This is a genomic window from Arthrobacter sp. NPDC089319 (assembly GCF_040684925.1).
Lineage (GTDB): Bacteria > Actinomycetota > Actinomycetes > Actinomycetales > Micrococcaceae > Crystallibacter.
This window is the reverse complement of record NZ_JBFBGZ010000004.1, coordinates 1-22,172: the sequence shown is the minus strand read 5'-3', so window position 1 is coordinate 22,172 and position 22,172 is coordinate 1. Positions and strand designations below refer to the sequence as shown.

The following is a 22,172-nucleotide window of genomic DNA, read 5'->3' as shown; positions in this document are numbered from 1 at the left end:
TATCTATCTTCTCTTCACCGGCAGGGCCGCCCGGCGGATTCCCAGCGCCCATCCGGATTGATGGGCTCCTTGTTCGGGAAGCGTCGCCGACGGACCTGGAAGCCTGTCGCTGGACCAATAGCAGCATGTGGGGCCGCTATCAGCCACGATCATTCTCTCACACCGGGTCCGTTTTGGTGAGTATTAGCCTCATCTCTCCGGCGTAGAATCGAGCCAAATGCCCCCGAACTCGAGGAACACGGTGCACACCGACGCGCAACCCTCCACATCCCTGGCCTCCACCGCCTCCGGCCACCGCCCGGACCGCGAGGTTCCCGGCATCGCCCGGGAGAAGCCGTTCGCTTGGCTGCTGCTGGTCACCGGCGTCTTCGGCTGGATCATGTCCGGCATCCTGGTGCTGGAGCGGCTGGCCACCTACCAGGACCCGGGCCACGTGACCAGCTGCGACATCAACCCGTGGGTCTCCTGCGGCAAGGTGTTCCTGCACTGGCAGGCCTCGCTCTTCGGCTTCCCCAATCCGCTGATCGGCATCGTCGCCTTCGCGGTTCCCGTGACGACGGCGGTGGCGATCCTTGCCGGGGCACGGTTCCGCCGCTGGTACTGGATCGGCCTGCAGACCGGCGTCACGCTGGGCTTCGTCTTTATCGTTTGGCTGTGGAGCCAGGCGCTCTACGACATCCACATCCTGTGCCTGTACTGCATGGGAGTCTGGGCCGCGATGATCGCGATGATGGTCCACACCACGGCGCGGAACCTGGCGCACGGGGTCATCAAGGCGCCCGCCGGCGTGGTCCGCTTTGTCGGCAGCTGGGCCTGGACCATCACGGCGCTGCTCTGGATCGTGACCGCCGGGACCATCTTCCTGGCCTTCATCGACGCGTTCCTGGGCTGATGTTGCTGCGCCGAATCCGTTGGCGCTGATCTCCGGCTGAGCTGATTTTCGGCCCAGCTGATTTTCGGCTCAGCCGGGTTCGGTTTGACGGCCAGAGGCCGCGTCCCCGTTCATTCGGGGGCGCGGCCTCTGTGCGTTGGGCTGGGTCTGGTTGCGCTGGGCCTAGGAGAACCAGATGCCGATCTCGCGCTCGGCGGACTCCGGCGAATCCGAGCCGTGGACCAGGTTCTGCTGCACCTTGACGCCCCAATCGCGGCCAAAGTCGCCGCGGATCGTGCCGGGGGCGGCAGTGGTGGGGTCGGTGGTGCCGGCCAGCGACCGGAAGCCTTCGATCACGCGGTGTCCCTCGAACACTGCGGCGGTCACCGGGCCGGAGAGCATGAACTCGACCAGCGGCTCGTAGAACGGCTTGCCGACATGCTCTTCGTAGTGCTTCTCCAGCAGCTCGCGGGTGGGTTCCACCAGCTTCAGTTCGGCCAACGTGTAGCCCTTGGCCTCGATGCGGGCCAGGATGCTGCCGGTGAGACCGCGGGATACGCCGTCAGGCTTGACCAGTACCAGTGTGCGTTCAACGCTCACAATTTCTCCTCTTCGCTTCACGATTAACCCCGTTTTATCCTACGGGACGGGCCGGCAGCCCCCGATTCGGACGGAACTGCCGCGGCCGATGGGTAGGCGTGCGGATCAGCGGACGTCGCCGGCTGCGGCGCCTGCTTCCCCTGATTCCCCTGATTGCCCGCCGTGCTGGCGCTCCCAGTCCGCCTGCTCAGCGTCGCGCTGTGCGTTCTCGCGGTCCAGCCGGCCGCCCGTGCGTACCGCGTACCACCAGGACAGCGCGAAGAGCAGCCCGACCACGAACATCACCGGTTCGACGATGCCGGTAGCGATCAGCAGCACCTGCAGTCCCCAGCCGATGGCGTAGCCGGCGGGGCGGCGCAGCAGCGCGCAGCAGAGCACCAGCACGATGCTCAGGCCGATCCCGAGGCTCAGGATCAGCGCCGGCGACACCTCATCGCGGTAGAGCCCGAACACCACCAGCGTGGCGAAGAAAGCAACGAAGGCTTCCAGCAGCAGCACGGTGGAGGCGAACATGGTCTTGATCGAACGCCGTTTCTTGGGCGTGTCCGGACGCCATTCGCGCTGGGCTTTGGTCAGTTTGGCCATGGATCTTGTTACTTTCCTAGCAGGATACGGGCGTCGGCGACCAGGGTGATGGACCCCGTGATCAGCACGCCGCCGGAGAGGTCGTTGTTGGCTTCGGCCCGTCCCACGGCCCATTCGATGGCGTCATCCAGCCGGGGCGCAATGTGGACGGCGTCCTCCGGGAAACCGGCGGCCATGGCGTCCTCGGCCAGCTGCTCGGCCGGGATGGCCCGGGGCGAGTTGGACGTGGTGACGCAGATTTCGTCGGTGAGGTCCTTGAGCTGCTCGCGCAACTGCTGGAGCAGTCCGATGGCGTCCTTTTCCTGCAGCACGCCGACCACCGGGACCAGCGTGGTGAAGTTGAACGCCTCCAGGATGGCCTGCGCGCTGGCCTTCATCCCCTCGGGATTGTGGGCGGCGTCCACGATGATGGTGGGCGCGGTCCGGACCACTTCCAGCCGGCCCGGCGAAGTGACCTCCAGGAACGCCTCGCGGAGCACCTCGACGTTAAGCTCTTTCTCCCCGCCGCCGAGGAACGCCTCCAGCGCAGCCACGGCCACCGCGGCGTTCTGGGCCTGATGCGCGCCATGCAGCGGCAGCATCAGGTCCTCGTAGCGGCCGGCCAGCCCGTTGATAGTCAGCTGCTGGCCGCCGACCGCCACCTTACGGGACTCGACGCCGAATTCCACGCCTTCGAAGCGGAACGGTACCTGCACATCGCGCGCTTGTTCCAGCAGCACCTCGGCCGCGTCCAGCGGCTGGGCAGCGCTGATCAGGAAGCCGCCGCTCTTGATGATGCCGGCCTTCTCCCGGGCGATGTCCGCGGTGGTGTCCCCCAGCAGGTCCGTGTGGTCCAGCGAGATCGGCGTGACCACCGAGACCTGGCCGTCCACCACGTTGGTGGCGTCGGTGACGCCGCCCAGACCGACCTCGACCACCGCCACTTCAACCGGCTCGTCGGCGAAGATGGCGATGGCGAGGATGGTCACGCACTCGAAGTAGGTCAGCCGCGGTTCGCCCTCGGCGTTCAGCTCCTGGTCCACTATGTCCAGGTAGGGCCGGATCTCGTCCCAGACCCGGACAAACGTCTCGTCCGCGACGGGCTCGCCGTCGATGCTGATCCGTTCGGTGACCTTGGACAGGTGCGGGCTGGTGTAGCGGCCGGTGCGCAGCCCGTGGGCCCGCAGGCCGGCCTCGATGATCCGGGCCGTGGAGGTCTTGCCGTTGGTCCCGGTCAGGTGGATGCTCGCAAAGGCCTTGTTGGGTTCGCCCAGGATGTCCATCGCACGGAACAGCGGTTCCATCCGCGGTTCCATCTTGTTTTCCGGGGCGCGGCCCAGCAGTTCCGCGTAGACGCTCTCAACGCCGAATTCATCACTCATGGTCGGTGCCCCTTCAGGATCCGGTCTTTTCCACGGACACGGCATCGCCGTCCCCGGCCACCAGGACAAGGTCCACGGTGAGGGTTTCCTGCGAGACCAGCCCCTGGTGCAGGGTGAGGGCGTCCAGCACGGACTGGTCTGCCGTCACCGTGGTGCGGATGCGGTCGCTGACCACCAGTCCGGCGTCCTTGCGGGCCTGCTGGATGGTGCGCACGTAGTCGCGCGCCACCCCCTCGGCCTCCAGTTCCGCAGTCACGGTGGTGTCCAGGACCAGGAAGCCGCCGCCGGGCAGCATGGTAACGGCGGCACCCGCCGCGGCATCCTCGGCGACCACCGTTTCCAACGCGTATTCCGACGGCTCCAGCGCCAGTCCCCCAGCGGTGACCACACCGGCGTCATCCACCGACCAGTCGCCGGACTTGGCCGCCTTGATGGCCTGCTGCACGTTCTTGCCCAGCCGCGGACCGGCGGCCCGGGCATTGACCACCAGCTTTTGCGAGATGCCGAACTCTTCCGGCGAAGCGTCGGCGGCGTCAATCAGCCGGACGGACTTGATGTTCAGTTCGTCCTGGATCATCACCGCGTACTGGCCGGAGAGCCGCTCGGCACCCGGGACCACCACGGTCAGCGAGGCCAACGGCAGGCGCACCCGCAGGTTCGCGCCCTTGCGCAGGCTCGAGCCGGACGAGCAGATCTGCCGGGTGGTATCCATCAGTTCCACCAGCTCGGCCAACTGCGGGAACTCACCGGCGTCGGGCAGGTCGGTCAGATGGACCGAGCGTCCGCCGGTGAGCCCGCGCCAGATCTCCTCGGTCACCAGCGGCAGCAGCGGAGCGGCCACCCGGCACACGGTTTCCAGCGCGGTGTAGAGCACGTCGAACGCGTCGCGGTCCTCGTCGAAGAAGCGCTGGCGGGAGCGGCGGATGTACCAGTTGGTCAGCGTGTCCAGGTACTCGCGCAGCGCGTCGCAGGCACCGGAAACGTCGTAGGCGTCCAGCGCGGCGGTTATATCGCGGACCAAATCCCCGGTGTTGGCCAGAATGAACCGGTCCAGCGACTCCATCCCATCGATCCGGGCGGTATCGCCGAGGACGGAGCCCGCCTCGTAGCCGGCGCCGTTGTTCGCGGAGTTGGTGTAGAGCTTGAAGAAGTGCCACACGTTCCACAGCGGCAGCATCACCTGGCGGACGCCATCGCGGATGCCCTGCTCGGTGACGATCAGGTTGCCGCCGCGCAGGATCGGGGAGGCCATCAGGAACCAACGCATTGCGTCGGAACCATCGCGGTCCAGGACCTCGGACACGTCCGGGTAGTTGCGCAGGCTCTTGGACATCTTCTGCCCGTCGGAGCCGAGCACGATGCCGTGGCTGATCACGTTGCGAAACGCCGGCCGATCGAACAGCGCGGTGGCCAGCACGTGCATGGTGTAGAACCAGCCGCGGGTCTGGCCGATGTACTCAACGATGAAGTCCGCCGGGTTGTGGCTGTCGAACCAGTCCTTGTTCTCCATCGGATAGTGCACTTGGGCATACGGCATGGAACCGGAGTCGAACCAGACGTCCAGCACATCCTCCACCCGGCGCATCATCGACTGGCCGGTGGGGTCGTCCGGGTTGGGCCGGACCAGGTCATCGATGTACGGACGGTGCAGGTCCACCTCGCCGTCGTGATTGCGCGGCAGGGTGCCGAACGCTTCCTCCAGCTCGGCCAGCGAGCCGTAGACCTCGCGGCGCGGGTAGTCCGGGTTGTCCGATTCCCACACCGGGATGGGCGAACCCCAGAACCGGTTGCGGCTGATGGACCAGTCGCGGGCGTTTTCCAGCCACTTGCCGAACTGGCCGTCCTTGACGTTTTCCGGGATCCAGTTGATCTGCTGGTTCAGCTCTACCATCCGGTCCTTGAACTTGGTGACCTCCACATACCAGGAGGAGATGGCGCGGTAGATCAGCGGCGTGCGGCAACGCCAGCAGTGCGGATAGCTGTGCTCGAAGCTGGCCTGCCGGACCAGCCGGCCCTCGGCCTTCAGCACACGGGTGATCGGCTTGTTCGCCTCGAACACCTGCATGCCGGCGATCTCGGCCAGCGGTCCCTCGGCGAAATTGGACAGGAACTTGGCGCCCTCGTCCACGGACACGATCACCGGGATGCCGTTGTCTTCGCAGATCTTCTGGTCGTCCTCGCCGAACGCCGGCGCCTGGTGGACCAGACCCGTACCGTCCGTGGTGGTCACGTAGTCAGCCACCACGACCTGCCAGCCATTGCTGGTACCCCACTTTTCGGCGTCCGTGTAGTAGTCCCACAGCGGCTCATAGCGCAGGCCGGCCAACTGCGAGCCGGCGTAGGTGGCGGTGACCGCTTCGGCGGCGGCAGCGGCGTCGTCGTACCCCAGGTCCTTGGCGTAGGAGCCCAGGAGATCCCTAGCGAGGAGGAACTTGTCCCCCGAAGCCTGGGTCCCGTGTGGTCCGGCCGGCAGCACCACATAGTTGATTTCAGGGCCGACGGCGAGCGCTGCGTTGGTAGGCAGCGTCCACGGCGTGGTGGTCCAGGCGAGTGCGTTGACGCCGGCCAGCTCCTCGGCCAAGGGGTTCTCCGAGTCGTCCGCCCGGATCGGGAAGGTAACCGTGACCGTCTGGTCCTGGCGCATCTTGTAGACGTCGTCGTCCATCCGCAGCTCGTGGTTGGACAGCGGAGTCTCGTCACGCCAGCAGTAGGGCAGAACGCGGAAGCCCTGGTAGGTCAGGCCCTTCTCATGCAGCTGCTTGAAGGCCCAGATGACCGACTCCATGTACTCGACATTGAGCGTCTTGTAGTCGTTCTCGAAGTCCACCCAGCGGGCCTGGCGGGTTACGTAGTTCTGCCATTCATCGGCGTACTTCATCACGGACGTGCGGCAGGCATCGTTGAACTTGTCGATGCCCATGGCAACGATCTGGTTCTTGTCCGTCATGCCCAGCTGCTTCATCGCCTCCAGCTCGGCGGGCAGGCCGTGCGTGTCCCAGCCGAAGCGGCGCTCCACCTTGTGGCCGCGCTGCGTCTGGTAGCGCGCTACCAGGTCCTTGACGTAGCCGGTCAGCAGGTGGCCGTAGTGCGGCAACCCGTTAGCGAAGGGCGGCCCATCGTAGAAGACGAACTCATTCCCGCCATCTTCGCCGGCATCTCGGGCATCGACGGAAGCCTGGAACGTGCCGTCCTGCTGCCAGTATTTGAGCACCAGTTCCTCGATCTCGGGGAACTTGGGCGAGCTCTCGGCAGCGGCAGCGCCGGCGGTGGAGGCCTTGGGATAGATCTGTGGCATTTTCGTCATCCTGGAAAGACAGCTCGGCAAGTGTGGGTACTTCTGCGAGGACGTGTCCTGCTCCAGCACACCGATTAGGCCTGAAAGCCGAACCCGCTGCCGGGGCGAACCCGCGGTACCACCTCACTTGCTGGCCTGATGCGCCGGAACCGGTGCAAAGGGACAGCCACTCGTTCGCTGCTGTGACGGGCTTACCCGTCCGGCTCTAATGGGCCCGGTGTTGCTGCGTGGACCGTTCTTCCGGAAGCTCACCGGTGATGGCCGGGTCGAAGCTTGTAGCTCAAGTTTAGGGCCACATCGCCGTGGCTGTCGAAACGCAGACCGGCAGCGCGGCCGACAGCGCGGTGGAGAGCCCTGGACCCACACGAGGCTTGCCTGCCTCCTTGCTGGCGAGGCCGCCGCTGCCAGGTTCGCCGGCCCACCGTCCTCACTGAACCGGCAACAAATCCGGAACTTTGGTGCGCCAGTATTGGTTGCGTCGCCTGCGGCGGTGCGGGTCTATGTAGCCGGGCGGGATAAACCACGGGATGCCGTCTTCGACCGCGATCTCCCAGTCGCCCTGTTCAACCAAGTCATGGTGAAAGATGCAGAGCAGTACGCCGTTGTTCACGTTTGTCCGCCCGCCCCGGTACCAGGGAACGACGTGGTGGGCCTCGCACCAGACCGCCGGCATTGTGCAGCCGGGAAACGCGCACCCGCAGTCACGTACGGCGAGCGCCTTGCGGACTGCCGGGGTGAAGAACCTCGACGCGCGGCCCAGATCCAGGACCTCGCTCTGAGAACCCAGTACCACCGGGATGATCGACGCGTCGCACGCCAGCCTCCGCACAGTCTTGGCCGAGACGGGATGGCCGAACACCGGATGCGCCGGGCCGGTCAACTTGCCGGCCAATTCCTTGTAACCGGTGGTGACCATGATCTGGGCGCGGTGCCCGCCGGTGGCCGGCAGCCTGCCAGCCGACAAAGCGACCACGCACCCGGCCACCAGGCCGGCCAATTGCTTCTGCGCAAACGACCGCGGATCCAACAACGCGGCATCCCGGTCCGTGGTCCCATCCCCAAACACCGCATCGGTTGTCCCGGACGCGGGAGCGGGCAGGAACGCGGCGGTCCCTGGCACTTCACCATCCCCTTCGACGGTGGTGCCTGCGGCCACACCCGCGCCGTTGCCGGCAGTGATGTTCTCGCCGGTCAGCCGCGGGTTTGTCGCTGTATTCATCACCGTCGCCAGCGCCTGGTACTGAGCGTCATCTGCCGCCAGAGTGAAGTAGTGCAGGCCGCCGCGCCGCCCCCGATAGAACAGACCCTGTTTCGCGCGCAGCGCCGCCTCCGAAGGCTCACTCCCGTCCGCATCCGCGGCCGCCTCCCACATTCTGGCGACCTTGCCCAATACGTCCTGATCGGCTTCCACTGCCTGACGCACCAGCGCCGCTTCCATCTCCGACGCAGTATCCATCCCGGCAGTCGGACGTACCCGCGCCACCGCAATAGTGATCAGCGACGCAGCCCGGCCCGCAATCCTGCCCTCGGCCAACGCCTTCCCAAGCACCGGCAGCCTGACGCCCCCGGGCTCGCCTGAAGGCAGTCGTCCGGCGAGCACAGCCTGACCCACCCTGATCCGCCGCTTTGCCTCGCCCGCACCGATCCCCAGCCGGGCCCGCAAATACTCGGCGTTCGTGCGGAACTCCGTCCCCCTGCGGGCGCTGCCGTCCTCGCCCTCCGCCGCCCCCTGCCCGTCAGTTCCGTCCCGACCGGTGCCGGCGTTTAGCGCTTCCGCGGGATCCGCCCAACTTGGCTCCCCCGTGTCCGCACCCGCAGCAGGGACTGTGCCACCACCCGGTGAGGATTCTGCGCCGCGGCAACCGGCGGCCGCAGGGCCTCCGAAAAGTCCGTCCCGCTCCCCTACCCGGGCAACATCGGCCCGTTCTACTGCCCATGCTCCTGCCAACTGGAAGAACTCCACGATCTTGGAGATGTCCTCCACCGCCGCAACAGTCGCTGCCAGCTCGCGGGTAGACATCTGGTCCATTCCAGCGACGAAGCTGCCCGCTCTGCTGGCCAAGTCGACGCGCACTCGGTCCAGGGAAGCAAGTGTCCCCGGATCCTGTTCGAGCGTCGCATTGGCCATACATCCATTTTTCTTCGAAGACAGATTCGAAGCAATCGGATTCCTCGATTGTGTAGGGATAGTCGCCGGCGTGCCGACCGTGCCGTGCCGGGAAGAAACGAGTCCTAGCTAGCCAACCCGAGCCGCTAGCTGGGCTACTTCGAACCCGGAACTGGGCTACTCCGAACCCGGAGCTACGCGAGTCCGAGCCCGGACAGCTCGAAGCTCTACCGCTATTTCCGAATCAGCTTGTGGGCGGCGGCCTGCGCGACCGGGCGCATGACGATCTGATCCAGGTTCACATGGTGCGGAAGATTGAGCGAGTAGGCCACCACGTCGGCAACGTCCTCGGCCAGCAGCGGCTTCTCCACGCCGGTGTAGACCTTGTCCGCCGCTGCCTGGTCGCCGCCGAGACGGTTGAGCGAGAACTCTTCGGTCTGCACCAAGCCCGGCAGGATGTCGATCACCCGCACGTTATGTTCGGCCTCTTCCAGACGCAGGGTACCGGCCATGGAGTGCTGCGCGAACTTGGCGGCCACATATCCACCGCCTCCTTCGTACGCCACGATCCCCGCGGTGGAGGTCAGCAACACGACCGAGCCTTCGCCGTTATCCCGCAGGGCCGGCAGCAATGCCTTGATCATCCGCAGCGAGCCGAGGACGTTGACGTTGTACATCTTCTCCCAGTCGGCGAACTTTCCTTCGGCGATCGAGTCCACCCCGAAGGCGCCGCCGGCGATGTTCACCAGCGCATCGACGCCGCCGCCGGCAAGCACACCGGCCACCAATTGATCGACGGAGGCCTGGTCTGTCACATCGCCGGGCATCGCCACCGCACCGGTTTCTTCGGCGAGCGCGGCAAGCCGGTCGGCACGGCGGGCCACTGCCACTACCTCCCAACCGCTTCCGCGCAGCGCCCGCACGGTGGCGGCGCCGATCCCCGAACTTGCTCCCGTTACTACTGCGCGCTTGGTCATGGATCACAGCCTAATGGCGAACAAAAACGGAGGCCTACAGCACGACGCCGCGGCGAGCCGCTGGAATGCTTGGGGATCCGTCCGTCACCGCTGGGCCGAGCGATAGCTGACAGGCAGGAACGAGACTTCACCGAGCGAAGCTGCGATGACCGTTTGATCAGCAGGGGTCACCGGGTGATCAGGAGGGGCCTCAGCGGCATCGCGCACGATACCCGCTCGAGTTCGACGACGGCGGCCGCTCCCGATACGCGGTTGTTCCGGCCGGTGTCATCGCACCAGTCGACGTTGTAGGGCATCGCAGTCACCGACCCCTCGCCTGCCGCGGCATCCGCGGGGACCGTAAAGGTATAGGTAAAGCCGCCGCCGTCGTTCATCGGGGCGGTCTCGTGGAGCACTTCTACAGCGGAAGCGTCTGTCACGATCACTTCAATCTGGGCCTCGCTGCCGTAGCGCGGGTCGCAGTCAGCGTCCCGCGCTGACACCGTTACTGTCTCCCCCGGACCCGCCTCCTTGGGGGTCACCGAGTAGTCCGGTGGGAGACACGGCGGAGCCTCGAACCCGGGGATAATCCCGCATCCGGCCATGGAACCGATCAAAGCCGCCGAACCCATCAGGGTCAGGACGGCGTTGCGCCAGGTGCCGCGCCCGGAGCCGCGCGTGCCGCCCTCTGTGAGGCGGTTGTGCGCCCGGCTCATCCGCCGCCGGCCGCCGGCGCCACGCAACTCCCCCATCCGGCGCGGCATGTCAGCCGGATTCCCCGCCGAGTTCCTCCAGGATCAAGTCCCGCAGCACCGCCGCTTGGTTGTGCGTCTCATCCTTGGCACCGTAAAGCAGGCACAGCTTCGGATGCGCGCGGGCCAGCTCCAACAAACGCTTCAATACCTCGGAACCGTCCAGCTCCTTCCGGTACGCCACAGTGAACGCTTCGAACTTCTCTGGCTGGTGGCTGAACTCCTTGCGCAACTCGGCGGATGTCCCCGCTTCTTTGAGCCAGAGGTCCAGCCCCGCGTCCTCCTTCTTGATCCCACGCGGCCAGATCCGGTCCACCAACACCCGGTAGCCGTCACCGTCGTCGGCCGGTTCGTAGACCCGCTTGATCTGAACGTCCGTCATAGCCGCATGCTACGCGAGCCGGACAGGGGCAGGAAGGGCGGGCACCGCCGTCGTGCGAATCGGCAGTCCGGGTGAGGCGCGCCGATGCAGGCAGGCGGGCACCGCCGTCGTGAATCTTCATTCCGTGCCCGGCATGAAAGAATGGCGAGCATGGCAGAACATACCCCGGGCACAGACACGCCCGTTTCCGTAAACGTTCCCGACAAGCCCGCCCTCGAAGGCCTTGAGGACGCCCTGACCCGGCGCTGGCGTGGGGAGGGAACCTACAAGTTCAACCCCGAGACCACGCGGGAGCAGGTCTACTCGATCGACACTCCCCCGCCGACGGCGTCCGGCTCGCTGCATGTGGGACACATGTTCTCCTACACACAGACCGATGTGCTGGCCCGCTACAAGCGGATGCGCGGGAAGAACGTGTTCTATCCGATGGGCTGGGATGACAACGGCCTGCCCACCGAGCGCCGCGTCCAGAACTTCTACGGCGTGCGCTGCGACCCGTCGGTGCCGTACAACCCGGACTACCAGCCGCCGGCCACCCCGGCGAAGAACCAGCGCGATTTCGACGTCGTTTCCCGCCGGAACTTCATTGAGCTCTGCGAGACCCTGGCTGTGGAGGACGAGAAGGTTTTCGAGAACCTCTTCAGCACGCTGGGCCTGTCCGTGGACTGGGACCTGACCTACCGGACCATCGACGACGTGTCCCGCTCGGTCTCACAGCGCGCCTTTCTGGCCAACCTGACCGCCGGCGACGCCTACATGGCCGAGGCCCCCACGCTGTGGGACGTCACGTTCCGCACCGCCGTGGCGCAGGCCGAGCTGGAGGACCGGGAGATGCCCGGCGCCTACTACCGCTACGCCTTCGAGACCGCCGACGGCAAGAAGGTCCACATCGAGACCACCCGCCCCGAGCTGCTGCCGGCCTGCGTGGCCCTGGTGGCCCACCCCGACGACGAGCGCTACCAGAAGCTGTTCGGCACCACCGTGAAGTCCCCGCTGTTCGGCGTGGAGGTTGAGGTCAAGGCCCACCCGCTGGCCAAGCCGGACAAGGGCGCCGGCATTGCCATGGTCTGCACCTTCGGCGACCTGACCGACGTGACCTGGTGGCGCGAGCTGCAGCTGCCCACCCGCTCGATTGTGGGCCGAGACGGCCGGATTGTGGCCGAGACGCCGGAGTGGATCAGCACCGAGGCAGGCAAGGCGAACTATGCCGAGCTGGCTGGCAAAACCGTGTTCTCCGCCAAGGAGAAGGTGGTGGAGCTGCTGACCGCCGCTGGCGAGCTGGACGGCGAGCCCAAGAAGATGTCCCACCCGGTCAACTTCTACGAAAAGGGCGACAAGCCGCTGGAGGTCGTCACCTCGCGCCAGTGGTACATCCGCAACGGCGGCCGCGATGAGGACCGCCGCGAACGGCTGATCGGCCGGGGCCGGGAGATCGACTTCCACCCCGCGTTCATGCGCTCGCGCTACGAAAACTGGATCGAAGGCCTCAACGGCGACTGGCTGGTCTCCCGGCAGCGCTTCTTCGGTGTGCCGATCCCCGTCTGGTACCCGCTGGACGCCTCCGGCAACCCCGACTACGACAACCCGGTGCTGCCGAGCGACGAGATGCTGCCGGTCGACCCGGCCGCCGAGCCGGCCCCGGGCTTCGAGGAATCGCAGCGCAACCAGCCCGGCGGCTTCATCGGCGACGCCGATGTGCTGGACACCTGGGCCACCTCCTCGCTCACACCGCAGATTGTGGGCAAGTGGAGCCGGGACGAGGCATTCTTCAACAACGTCTTCCCGTTCGATCTGCGCCCGCAGGGCCACGACATCATCCGGACCTGGCTGTTCTCCACTGCGGTGCGCGCCGACGCGCTGAACGGCTGCGCGCCGTGGAAGCACGCTGCGCTCTCCGGCTGGATCCTGGACCCGGACCGCAAGAAGATGTCCAAATCCAAGGGCAACGTGGTGGTTCCCACCGACGTGCTGGAGCAGTTCGGTGCGGACGCGGTCCGGTACTGGGCGGCCTCCGCCAAGCTCGGCGCGGACACCGCCTACGAAGTCGCGCAGATGAAGATCGGCCGCCGGCTGGCCATCAAGATGCTCAACGCCTCCAAGTTCGTGCTGAACCTGGGCGCCACCGAGGCATCGGTGCTGGCCGACGACGCCGCTGTGGTCACCAACCCGCTGGACATCTCGCTGCTGGGCCAGCTGGCCGACGTGGTGGAAACCGCCACGGCGGCGTTCGAGAAGTACGACCACGCCCGGGCGCTGCAGGTCACCGAGAGCTTCTTCTGGTCCTTCACCGACGACTACGTCGAACTGATCAAGGACCGCGCCTACGGTGCCGCCGGCCAGGCGGAGCAGGACTCGGTTTTGGCCACCCTGGCCACCACGCTGGACGCGCTGCTGCGCCTGTTCGCACCGTTCCTGCCCTTCGCCACCGAAGAGGTCTGGAGCTGGTGGCGCGCCGGCTCCGTGCACCGCGCTGAATGGCCGACGACGGCGGGGCTCGCCACGGTTGCCTCGGCCGCGGACAAGGGTCTGCTGGGGACCGTCGGGCTGGCGCTCGGTGGCATCCGCAAGGCCAAGTCGGAAGCCAAGGTCAAACAGCGCACCGAGGTGCTCACCGCGACCATCAGCGGTTCGGCCGCCCAGGTCGCGCAACTGGAGGCCGGGTTGGGCGACCTGAAGGCCGCCGGCAATGCCCGCGAGGTCATGCTGGCCGAGGCCGAGGGCGAGCTGACCGTCACCAAGGTGGAGCTTGCCGCCGCGGAGGCCGCGGCCGAGTAACCGCTGCCGGGCCGTTCAGACGGACCCGTTAACGAGGGGAAGCCCCATCAGCGTTTCGCCGTTGGTGGGGCTTCGACTCTTTTGATCCAAAGGTGACGGCTTTGGGTCTCGCGAACTCCGCTGATTTTCAGGTCTTCCTAGCCTCGTCACTGGCTGGCAGTTTGTGGAACTTGTCCACTACTTGTCACTGAATCTTTGGTGTTCGGTCCCGCATCTTTTGGTGGATGCGTATAGATATTTATACTCCTGCGCAAGCCGACACGCCATAGCTGTGCCGAAATTCTTTCCGGCCGGCCATGGCGCGTCGGTTTAGCGCAGATGCTCGCCGGAGCAGTGTCCGGCGGAACCGATCAGTCGAACTTGGGGCTGGTGGTCCGGGAGCGCTTGATCTCGTAGAAGTAGGGGAACTCGGCCAGCGCCACGGCGCCGTCGAAGATCTTGCCGGCGTCCTCGCCGCGCGGAATGCGCGTCATGACCGGTCCGAAGAAGGCGGTGCCGTTGAAGGCCACCACGGGTGTTCCTACTTCGTCGCCGACCTTGGAGATGCCTTCCTCGTGGCTGGCGCGCAGCTGCTCGTCGTACTCGTCCGAGGTGGCGAAGCGGGCCAGATCCGCGGGCAGCCCGACCTCTTCCAAGGCGGCGGCGGTGACGGACTCGTAGTCCTTGTTGCCCTCGTTGTGGATGCGGGTGCCCATGGCGTCGTAGAGCTTCCCCACGTAGGCGTCGCCGTGCAGCTGCTGGGCGGCAATGATCACGCGCACCGGTCCCCAAGCCTGCTTGAGGAACTCCTTGTATTCATCCGGCAACTCATCGCGGCCGTCATTGAGCACGGCCAGGCTCATCACGTGCCAGTCCACCTTCACGTCGCGGACCTTCTCCACCTCCAGGATCCAGCGGGAGGTGATCCAGGCGAACGGGCAGGCCGGGTCGAACCAGAAGTCAACGGTTGACGGTGCAGCGTTTTCAGACATAGGGCAGTACTCCTTCAAGAGACCGGTTATGGGTGCTGTTGTGCGTAACTACGCGGCCGGAGGATTTGTTCCGCCGCAGCCCAGAGGGCCGCATGTCAGCGCGGCGACGCTGGCTGCGTGCTCAGGCAGAGTCGCGGCGGCGGATGGCTTCCACATCGTGCGGGATGAGCGTGGGCTCGGTCCCGTTCAGGACCGCCGCCGCGGTGATCACGGCGGTGGCAATGTCGTCGCGGCCGGGCAGGTCGAACATGATCGGCTGCAGCGTCTCTTCCATGATCGCGCGCAGTCCGCGGGCTCCGGTTCCCCGCTCAAGCGCCAGGTCGGCGACCGCCTCCAGCGCGTCCTGCTCGAAGGCCAGCTCCACGCCGTCCAGCTGGAACATCTTCTGGTACTGCCGGAGCAAGGCGTTCTTCGGTTCGGTCAGGATCTTGATCAGCGCCGGCTTGTCCAATTCGGACACCGTGGTGATCACCGGCAGGCGGCCGATGAACTCCGGGATCAGCCCGAACTTGAGCAGGTCTTCCGGCATGACCTCACCGTAGTTGTCCTGCTGTTGGACGGCGTCCTTCAGCGGGGCGCCGAAGCCGATGCCCTTGCGGCCGGCCCGCGAGCCGATGATCTCTTCCAGCCCGGCGAAGGCGCCGGCAACAATGAAGAGGATGTTCGTGGTGTCGATCTGGAGGAACTCCTGCTGCGGGTTCTTCCGTCCGCCTTGCGGCGGCACGGAGGCCACGGTTCCTTCCAGGATCTTCAGCAGGGCCTGCTGGACGCCTTCACCGGAGACGTCCCGGGTGATCGACGGGCCGTCACCCTTGCGGGTCACCTTGTCGATCTCGTCGATGTAGATGATGCCGTGCTCGGCCTTCTTGATGTCATGGTCCGCAGCTTGGATCAGCTTGAGCAGGATGTTCTCCACATCCTCGCCCACATAGCCGGCCTCGGTGAGCGAGGTGGCGTCCGCGACCGCGAACGGCACGTTCAGCTGGCGTGCCAGCGTCTGCGCCAGGTAGGTCTTGCCGCAGCCGGTGGGACCGATCAGCAGCACGTTCGATTTGGCGATCTCCACGTCCTGCAGCTCGCCGGCGGCGGACAGCGCGGCGTTGCCCGGTGCGGCGTGGCCGGAGCGGATGCGCTTGTAGTGGTTGTAGACCGCCACGGCCAGCGCGCGCTTGGCGGGCTCCTGGCCGATCACGTATTCCTGCAGGAATCCGAAGATCTCCCGCGGCTTGGGAAGCTCCAGCAATTCGGCGGCGACCGCCGCGGTACCGAATTCTTCCTCCAGCAGCTCGTTGCACAGCCCGACGCATTCGTCGCAGATGTAGACGCCGCCGCCGGCGATCAGCTTCTTGACCTGCTTCTGGCTCTTCCCGCAGAACGAGCAGGTGAGAAGCTCCGCGCTTCCGGCGGTCCGGGCCATAGTGTGTCCCCTTGTCTGGTCCTCGTGCGGTCGTGCGGTGGTCGTCGGTGGTTCGGCGTGTCAGGCGGACTTGTTCCGCCGCTTGGCCACTACGTCGTGGGAAATCAGCGTCGGTTCCGCCTTGTTCAGCACCGCGTCGGCGGTGATCACCACGGAGGCGATATCCTCGCGGCTGGGCAGCTCGAACATCACCGGCTGCAGCGTCTCTTCGATGATGGCCCGGAGCCCGCGGGCACCGGTGCCCCGCTCCAGCGCGAGGTCAGCGACTGCTTCCAGGGCATCCTGCTCGAAGCTCAATTCCACGCCGTCCAACTGGAACATCTTCTGGTACTGCCGCAGCAGGGCGTTCTTCGGTTCGGTCAGGATCTTGATCAGCGCCGGCCGGTCCAGGTTGGACACCGTGGTGATCACCGGCAGCCGGCCGATGAACTCCGGGATCAGCCCGAACTTGAGCAGATCCTCCGGCATCACCTCGCCGTAGCTGTCCTTTTCCGCTGCCGCGTCCTTGAGCGGGGCGCCGAAGCCGATGCCCTTGCGACCGGCCCGCGACCCGATGATCTCCTCCAGCCCGGCGAACGCACCGGCCACGATGAACAGCACGTTGGTGGTGTCGATCTGGATGAATTCCTGGTGCGGATGCTTCCGTCCGCCCTGCGGCGGGACCGAGGCCACGGTTCCTTCCAGGATCTTCAGCAGGGCCTGCTGGACGCCTTCACCGGAGACGTCGCGGGTGATCGACGGGTTCTCGCTCTTGCGCGAGATCTTGTCGATCTCGTCGATGTAGATGATGCCCTGTTCGGCCTTCTTGACGTCATAATCGGCGGCCTGGATCAGCTTGAGCAGAATGTTCTCCACATCCTCGCCCACGTAGCCGGCCTCGGTCAGCGCGGTGGCATCCGCGACGGCGAAGGGAACGTTCAGCCGGCGGGCCAGCGTCTGCGCCAGATAGGTCTTGCCGCAGCCGGTGGGGCCGATCAGCAGGATGTTGGACTTGGAGACTTCCACGTCCTCCAGCGGACTGGCATCGGACAGGTTGGCGGTGCCCTTCGGGGCATGGCCGGACTGGATGCGCTTGTAGTGGTTGTAGACCGCCACGGCCAGCGCGCGCTTGGCGGGCTCCTGGCCGATCACGTACTCCTGCAGGAAATCGAAGATCTCGCGCGGCTTGGGCAGTTCGAAGCTGCCCAGGTCCGATACCTCGGCCAGCTCCTCTTCGATGATCTCGTTGCACAGCTCGATGCATTCATCGCAGATGTACACGCCGGGGCCGGCGATCAGCTTCCGGACCTGTTTCTGGCTCTTGCCGCAGAAAGAGCACTTGAGCAGGTCAGCGCTCTCACCTATGCGAGCCATATCCGTCCCCTTACTTGGTTCTACGTCGGCACTTGCCGCGGCAGCCGTAGCCTCAACCCCGCCGAGAAATGCCGGGCTGGTGCTGCGTTGCCGAAGCTAGCTGACACCAACTCTAATTCACTGCGCCGACAGTTTCAGTAACCACACTGCCCGTGGTGCGATATGACGCGCCACGGGCAGTGAAGGCAATCCGGCTATCTTACTCGGTATTACTTGGTGATCGCCGGTTTGTGGATCTTGCGGGAGTCCAGGACTTGGTCGATCAGCCCGTATTCCAGGGCGCCGTCGGCCGTGAGGATCTTGTCGCGCTCGATGTCCTTGTTGACCTGGGCCGCGTCCTTGCCCGAGTGCATGGCCAGGGCGTTCTCCAGCCAGGCACGCATCCGCATCACTTCGTCGGCCTGGATCTGCAGGTCCGAGGCCTGGCCGCGTTCGCCGCCGCCCAGCGCCGGCTGGTGGATCAGCACGCGGGCGTTCGGCAGGGCCAAACGCTTGCCCGGCGTACCGGCGGCCAGCAGCACGGCTGCGGCGCTGGCGGCCTGGCCCAGGCACACGGTCTGGATCTCCGGGCGGATGTACTGCATGGTGTCGTAGATCGCAGTCATCGCGGTAAACGAACCGCCCGGGGAGTTGATGTAGATGGTGATGTCGCGGTCCGGGTCGGTCGACTCAAGCACCAGCAGCTGGGCCATCACGTCGTCGGCCGAGGCGTCGTCCACCTGGACACCCAGGAAGATGATGCGGTCCTCGAACAGCTTGGTGTAGGGATCCTGGCGCTTGAAGCCGTACGGCGTGCGCTCCTCGAACTGGGGCAGCACATAGCGGCTCTGCGGCATGTTCGCGGCGAAACCGCCGGCAGCGGCACCGAAGTTGTAGTCCATGAGATTCTCCTGCTTGTATTCGGGTCGGTGGCGCGTGGGCTCAGGATTCCGTGGCCGGGGCGGAGTCGTTTCGCGTCCCGCCGCCGCCGGTGACACCGCCGGCGTGGGCGGAGATCTTGTCGAAGAACCCGTAGGCCAGGCCTTCCTCGGCCGTGAACCACTTGTCGCGGTCGTTGTCGATCAGGATCTGCTCGACCGTCTGCCCGGTCTGCTCGGCAGTCAGCTCGGCCATGACCTGCTTCATGTGCAGGATCAGCTCGGCCTGGATCCTGATGTCTGAGGCCGTGCCGCCGATGCCGCCGGAGGGCTGGTGCATCAGGATCCGTGCGTGCGGCGTGGCGTAGCGCTTGCCCTTGGTGCCCGAGGACAGCAGGAACTGGCCCATCGACGCCGCCAGGCCGGTTGCCACGGTCACCACGTCGTTCGGAATGAACTTCATGGTGTCGTAGATGGCCATGCCGGCAGTAACCGAGCCGCCGGGCGAGTTGATGTAGAGGTAGATGTCCTTTTCCGGGTCCTCGGCCGAGAGCAGCAGCAGCTGCGAGCAGATGGCGTTGGCGTTATCGTCCCGCACCTCGGAGCCGAGCCAGATGATGCGCTCTTTGAGCAGGCGGTTATAGATGTAGTCTTCGCGGCTGGCGGCCTCGACCGTTGCCATCTTCGGAGTGGCGGATTCATTCGACATGCTGAAATACCTCTCGCTTCTTCCCCTGGCCAGTCCGTCATCCGGCGGCCCTCGGGTCGTTTATCTACTTGGACAGTAACGTGTTCGGCTGCCCGATTCCTCCCTGACGACGCACTGTTCGCTGACGGCGCATCAGGCCAGTGTTGGCGCGGGAAAACCCTCTGCCTGCAGCAGAATTACGACGCCGGAGCTTGCCTTCCGCAGGGCCGTTCACCATGCGCTCGGCGCGTCTTTTCCGGCGGGACGGAGGTCACGCGGCCGAGACGGGCGCCGCCGTTGTGGCACCTATACCGCCCCAAGCCAGTCACCGCCGTCGTGCAACCCATCCCACCCGGGCCAGGCACCGCCGTCGTGCGCGCATCGGCTCCGCTCGTGCCCGGGCCAGGCCCCGCCGTCGTGCGCGCATCGGCTCCGCTCGTGCCCGAGCCGGGCGCCGGCGTCGTGCGGCAGTTAAAGCGGCGAACCGCCGGTCCCTGGTGGGAGTCCGGCGGTCCGTCCTGCGGCAGTGTGCTGCCTACTTCTTGTCTTCCTCGGCGGCCTCTTCGGCAGCGTCGGCGTCCTCGATCGACTCGGTGTCGGCGGCGTCTGCTTCGGCTTCATCGCCGCTCTCAGCGCTGCCGGCCTCGGCAGCCTGGATCATGTCCTCGATGTTCGGCTCTTCTTCGCCGGCGGGGCGGACGAAGTCGCTCAGGTCCACCTCGGCACCGTTGGAGTCGGTGACCTTGGCCAGCTCCAGCACCTTGGCCAGGGCCTTGCGGCGGCGGACTTCGCCCACCATCATGCCGACCTGGCCGGACTGGTCCAGCAGCTGCGCGAACTGGTTCGGGTCCATGCCATACTGGCCGGCGGAGGAGACGATGTAGTCGATCAGTTCGGCCTGGCTGACGCCCAGCTCTTCCTTGTCGGCCACGGCGTCCAGCACGATCTCGTTCTGGAAAGCCTTCGCGGTGTTCTCGCGGACCTCGGCGCGGTGCTCCTCGGTGTCGTGGTCTTCACCGTGGCTGTTCTCCGGGCGGAAGTGCTGTTCCATCTGCTCTTCGACGACGGAATCCGGCACCGGAACCTCAACCAGCTCCATGAGCTTGTCCAGCACCTTGTCGCGGGCCTCAATGCCCTGCTCCATGACCTTGGCGTCGGCAGCCTGCTTGGCCAGGTCTTCCTTCAGCTCGGCGATGGTGTCGAACTCGCTCGCCAGCTGGGCGAAGTCGTCGTCGGCCTCGGGCAGCTCGCGCTCCTTGACGGCCTTGAGCGTCACCGTGACGGTGGCGTCCTGGCCGGCGTGCTCGCCGCCGGCCAGCTTGGTCTCGAACGTGGCGTCTTCGCCGGCGCTCAGCGCGGTGACGGCCTCGTCCAGGCCCTCGAGCATGGTGCCGGCGCCTACCTGGTAGGACAGGTCGGCGGCGGAATCAACCTCTTCGCCGTCCACCTTGGCAGACAGGTCCATGGTGATGAAGTCGTCGGCAGCGGCCGGACGGTCAACGGTCTTCAGGGTGCCGAAGCGGCCGCGCAGGTCGTCCAGCGCCTTCTGCACGTCTTCATCGGAGGCCTCGGTGGCTTCCACAGTGACCTCGAGGCCGGCGTACTCGGGCAGCTCGATCTCGGGGCGGATGTCAACCTCCACATGGAAGGCCAGCTGGCCCTCGGTGGCGGTGGGGTCCGGGACCTCGGTGATTTCAACCTCGGGGCGGCTCAGCGGGCGGATGCCGGTCTCTTCGATGGCGCCCTGGTAGAAGCCGTTCAGGCCTTCGTTGATGGCGGTCTCGATGACGTAGCCGCGGCCAACGCGCTGGTCGATCAGCTTGGCGGGAACCTTGCCCTTGCGGAAGCCGGGAACCTGGATCTGGCCCGCGATGGTCTTGTACGCCGCGTCGATGCTGGGCTTGAGTTCCTCAAAGGGGACCTCAACGTTGAGCTTGACCCGGGTGGGGGTGAGGGTTTCGACAGCGCTCTTCACAGCGTTAGGACTCCTGATAGCTATAGGGGTTGAATCTGCACCAAGAATACAGAGTCGGGGCGACAGGACTCGAACCTGCGATCTCCTGCTCCCAAAGCAGGCGCGCTAGCCACTACGCTACGCCCCGTAGTGCACACGCAAGTCTACGGGCTATCCCGGCTTGCTGCACAATTGCGGTCCGCGGTGCTGCTGCGCCGATGAAACCCTGGCACTGCAGCCGCTAACAGAAAAGGCGGCCCTTCTGGACCGCCTCTCACTGCAGAGGGGATGACGGGAATCGAACCCGCGTAATCAGTTTGGAAGACTGAGGCTCTACCATTGAGCTACATCCCCGAGGACGTTGAAACTTTAGCACGACGGCGGCCCCGTTCAACAAATCGGCGCTGCTGCGGGTCATCGCGTCCGGTCGGCCCATCCGGCTACCCCGCGCCACTCCCGGGCCGCCTCTCGGCCCCCGCGCGCAACGCTCCGGTGAGGACAGGGTTCGTCGCCGAGGGCAGGGTTAATCGTCGAGGACAGGGCCTATCCCTCTCTGTCAACCTGAAATGAGACGATTCCGTTTCATGAGGGCTGATGGAGAGATGTAGGAAATGACCAAATCAGCTCGTCGTGGCCCTTTCCGGACTGTTGTTGAGAAAATGGAGATCCTTGCGGAGTACGAGGCAGCGCCAAACGGGTCGAAGGGCGAGGTGCTTCGCCGGCACAAACTTGGCTCTTCCACGATCGGCAGGTGGGCCTATGCTCGGGACCATGATGAATTCGGACCCGGCCCCAAGGGCAACAGGCCACGGACCGGGAAGTCAGCTGTGACGCCGAATCGGCAGAGCGCCGAGATCGCGCGGCTGCGCAGGGAACTGGCCAAGGCACAGGCCGACCGCGAGGTCCTGAACGCCGCACTTGAGTCCATGGGAAAAGCGCACGCGCTCTTGGAGAAACTTGCCGAGAGCGCGGAGCCGGAACCGCTGAAAGACACTTCCGAAACGACGCAGTCACCGGACTCGTCGACGCCGGAGTAGGCGTTGACCGGGCCTGCAGCCTGCTCGGTGTTGCCCGGGCCAGTTGGTACCGGTACCGGAATCCGCCACTGCCCTGCCCGACGCCGGTCCCGCACAAAGACCGGCGCCAGCCGGCCGCGCTGACGGAGACTGAAAGAGCGCTGATCCTGGACCGGATCAACCGCGAGGACACCGCGGACCTGAACATCGCCCAAATCCGCGTGCAGGCGAT

The 22,172-nt window shown here is 65.8% G+C and carries 17 protein-coding genes and 2 tRNA genes; 3 read left to right on the top strand and 16 right to left on the bottom strand.

What is annotated here, in order from left to right:
* Positions 1 to 217 precede the first annotated feature (217 nt).
* Positions 218 to 892 carry a vitamin K epoxide reductase family protein gene (locus AB0N75_RS06965; protein WP_364647108.1) on the top strand — a complete coding sequence of 225 codons (675 nt, stop codon included), beginning with the start codon at positions 218 to 220 and terminating at the stop codon, positions 890 to 892.
* A 162-nt stretch (positions 893 to 1,054) separates the two neighbouring features.
* Here the strand turns inward: AB0N75_RS06965 and ndk are convergent, their stop codons facing one another.
* The 8 genes from ndk to AB0N75_RS06925 all read right to left on the bottom strand — a co-directional run bounded on the left by ndk (position 1,055) and on the right by AB0N75_RS06925 (position 10,909).
* Entirely contained in the window at positions 1,055 to 1,471 is a 417-nt protein-coding gene (ndk, locus tag AB0N75_RS06960) for a nucleoside-diphosphate kinase (RefSeq protein WP_364647105.1), read from the bottom strand.
* Between the two features lie 105 nt (positions 1,472 to 1,576).
* Complete coding sequence (locus AB0N75_RS06955) at positions 1,577 to 2,056, bottom strand: DUF4233 domain-containing protein (protein ID WP_364647102.1); 480 nt, start codon at positions 2,054 to 2,056, stop codon at positions 1,577 to 1,579.
* Positions 2,057 to 2,064: 8 nt separating this feature from the next.
* Positions 2,065 to 3,417, bottom strand: a complete 1,353-nt coding sequence (locus AB0N75_RS06950; RefSeq protein WP_364647099.1) for a Mur ligase family protein — start codon at positions 3,415 to 3,417, stop codon at positions 2,065 to 2,067.
* A 13-nt stretch (positions 3,418 to 3,430) separates the two neighbouring features.
* Positions 3,431 to 6,721: an isoleucine--tRNA ligase gene (gene ileS, locus AB0N75_RS06945; protein ID WP_364647096.1), complete on the bottom strand. Its 3,291-nt coding sequence runs from the start codon at positions 6,719 to 6,721 to the stop codon at positions 3,431 to 3,433.
* A 418-nt stretch (positions 6,722 to 7,139) separates the two neighbouring features.
* Complete coding sequence (locus AB0N75_RS06940; protein ID WP_364647094.1) at positions 7,140 to 8,840, bottom strand: DUF222 domain-containing protein; 1,701 nt, start codon at positions 8,838 to 8,840, stop codon at positions 7,140 to 7,142.
* 212 nt (positions 8,841 to 9,052) lie between these two features.
* A complete protein-coding gene (locus AB0N75_RS06935) occupies positions 9,053 to 9,796 on the bottom strand; it encodes an SDR family oxidoreductase (protein ID WP_364647092.1) in 744 nt (247 codons plus the stop codon).
* Between the two features lie 167 nt (positions 9,797 to 9,963).
* Positions 9,964 to 10,527 carry a hypothetical protein gene (locus AB0N75_RS06930; RefSeq protein WP_364647090.1) on the bottom strand — a complete coding sequence of 188 codons (564 nt, stop codon included), beginning with the start codon at positions 10,525 to 10,527 and terminating at the stop codon, positions 9,964 to 9,966.
* 13 nt (positions 10,528 to 10,540) lie between these two features.
* Complete coding sequence (locus AB0N75_RS06925) at positions 10,541 to 10,909, bottom strand: DUF488 domain-containing protein (protein WP_364647088.1); 369 nt, start codon at positions 10,907 to 10,909, stop codon at positions 10,541 to 10,543.
* A gap of 150 nt (positions 10,910 to 11,059) precedes the next feature.
* Between AB0N75_RS06925 and valS the strand changes: the two genes are divergently transcribed.
* Positions 11,060 to 13,684, top strand: a complete 2,625-nt coding sequence (gene valS, locus AB0N75_RS06920) for a valine--tRNA ligase (protein ID WP_364647087.1) — start codon at positions 11,060 to 11,062, stop codon at positions 13,682 to 13,684.
* A gap of 350 nt (positions 13,685 to 14,034) precedes the next feature.
* Here valS and AB0N75_RS06915 read toward each other — a convergent pair whose 3' ends face one another.
* From AB0N75_RS06915 to AB0N75_RS06880, 8 genes are all read right to left on the bottom strand, one after another.
* Positions 14,035 to 14,655, bottom strand: a complete 621-nt coding sequence (locus AB0N75_RS06915) for a DsbA family protein (protein ID WP_364647084.1) — start codon at positions 14,653 to 14,655, stop codon at positions 14,035 to 14,037.
* A 121-nt stretch (positions 14,656 to 14,776) separates the two neighbouring features.
* The gene (gene clpX / locus AB0N75_RS06910; protein ID WP_364647081.1) at positions 14,777 to 16,072 is read right to left on the bottom strand and encodes an ATP-dependent Clp protease ATP-binding subunit ClpX; all 1,296 of its coding nucleotides are present in this window, start codon (positions 16,070 to 16,072) and stop codon (positions 14,777 to 14,779) included.
* A gap of 60 nt (positions 16,073 to 16,132) precedes the next feature.
* The gene (gene clpX, locus AB0N75_RS06905) at positions 16,133 to 17,425 is read right to left on the bottom strand and encodes an ATP-dependent Clp protease ATP-binding subunit ClpX (protein WP_364647078.1); all 1,293 of its coding nucleotides are present in this window, start codon (positions 17,423 to 17,425) and stop codon (positions 16,133 to 16,135) included.
* Between the two features lie 209 nt (positions 17,426 to 17,634).
* Positions 17,635 to 18,306, bottom strand: a complete 672-nt coding sequence (locus AB0N75_RS06900) for an ATP-dependent Clp protease proteolytic subunit (RefSeq protein WP_127513688.1) — start codon at positions 18,304 to 18,306, stop codon at positions 17,635 to 17,637.
* A gap of 40 nt (positions 18,307 to 18,346) precedes the next feature.
* Complete coding sequence (locus AB0N75_RS06895; RefSeq protein WP_364647861.1) at positions 18,347 to 18,964, bottom strand: ATP-dependent Clp protease proteolytic subunit; 618 nt, start codon at positions 18,962 to 18,964, stop codon at positions 18,347 to 18,349.
* 541 nt (positions 18,965 to 19,505) lie between these two features.
* On the bottom strand, positions 19,506 to 20,945 hold the full coding sequence (gene tig, locus AB0N75_RS06890) for a trigger factor (protein ID WP_364647075.1): 1,440 nt from the start codon (positions 20,943 to 20,945) through the stop codon (positions 19,506 to 19,508).
* Between the two features lie 54 nt (positions 20,946 to 20,999).
* Positions 21,000 to 21,072 (bottom strand) — tRNA-Pro (locus tag AB0N75_RS06885).
* A gap of 135 nt (positions 21,073 to 21,207) precedes the next feature.
* Positions 21,208 to 21,278 (bottom strand) — tRNA-Gly (locus AB0N75_RS06880).
* Between the two features lie 473 nt (positions 21,279 to 21,751).
* On the opposite strand from AB0N75_RS06880, the gene AB0N75_RS06875 reads away from it, so the two are divergent.
* Positions 21,752 to 21,961 carry a hypothetical protein gene (locus AB0N75_RS06875; RefSeq protein ID WP_364647072.1) on the top strand — a complete coding sequence of 70 codons (210 nt, stop codon included), beginning with the start codon at positions 21,752 to 21,754 and terminating at the stop codon, positions 21,959 to 21,961.
* The last annotated feature ends 211 nt before the right edge of the window (positions 21,962 to 22,172 follow it).

What these genes read in the sequence shown, in the direction of transcription:
- AB0N75_RS06925 (WP_364647088.1), bottom strand. Translation starts at nt 10,909, where the DNA reads ATGACGGACGTTCAGATCAAGCGGGTCTACGAACCGGCCGACGACGGT.
- AB0N75_RS06915 (WP_364647084.1), bottom strand. Translation starts at nt 14,655, where the DNA reads ATGTCTGAAAACGCTGCACCGTCAACCGTTGACTTCTGGTTCGACCCG.
- AB0N75_RS06930 (WP_364647090.1), bottom strand. Translation starts at nt 10,527, where the DNA reads ATGGGGGAGTTGCGTGGCGCCGGCGGCCGGCGGCGGATGAGCCGGGCG.
- AB0N75_RS06900 (WP_127513688.1), bottom strand. Translation starts at nt 18,306, where the DNA reads ATGGACTACAACTTCGGTGCCGCTGCCGGCGGTTTCGCCGCGAACATG.
- AB0N75_RS06950 (WP_364647099.1), bottom strand. Translation starts at nt 3,417, where the DNA reads ATGAGTGATGAATTCGGCGTTGAGAGCGTCTACGCGGAACTGCTGGGC.
- valS (WP_364647087.1), top strand. Translation starts at nt 11,060, where the DNA reads ATGGCAGAACATACCCCGGGCACAGACACGCCCGTTTCCGTAAACGTT.
- ileS (WP_364647096.1), bottom strand. Translation starts at nt 6,721, where the DNA reads ATGACGAAAATGCCACAGATCTATCCCAAGGCCTCCACCGCCGGCGCT.
- AB0N75_RS06935 (WP_364647092.1), bottom strand. Translation starts at nt 9,796, where the DNA reads ATGACCAAGCGCGCAGTAGTAACGGGAGCAAGTTCGGGGATCGGCGCC.
- AB0N75_RS06965 (WP_364647108.1), top strand. Translation starts at nt 218, where the DNA reads ATGCCCCCGAACTCGAGGAACACGGTGCACACCGACGCGCAACCCTCC.
- clpX (WP_364647078.1), bottom strand. Translation starts at nt 17,425, where the DNA reads ATGGCTCGCATAGGTGAGAGCGCTGACCTGCTCAAGTGCTCTTTCTGC.
- AB0N75_RS06955 (WP_364647102.1), bottom strand. Translation starts at nt 2,056, where the DNA reads ATGGCCAAACTGACCAAAGCCCAGCGCGAATGGCGTCCGGACACGCCC.
- AB0N75_RS06940 (WP_364647094.1), bottom strand. Translation starts at nt 8,840, where the DNA reads ATGGCCAATGCGACGCTCGAACAGGATCCGGGGACACTTGCTTCCCTG.
- AB0N75_RS06895 (WP_364647861.1), bottom strand. Translation starts at nt 18,964, where the DNA reads ATGGCAACGGTCGAGGCCGCCAGCCGCGAAGACTACATCTATAACCGC.
- clpX (WP_364647081.1), bottom strand. Translation starts at nt 16,072, where the DNA reads ATGGCCCGGACCGCCGGAAGCGCGGAGCTTCTCACCTGCTCGTTCTGC.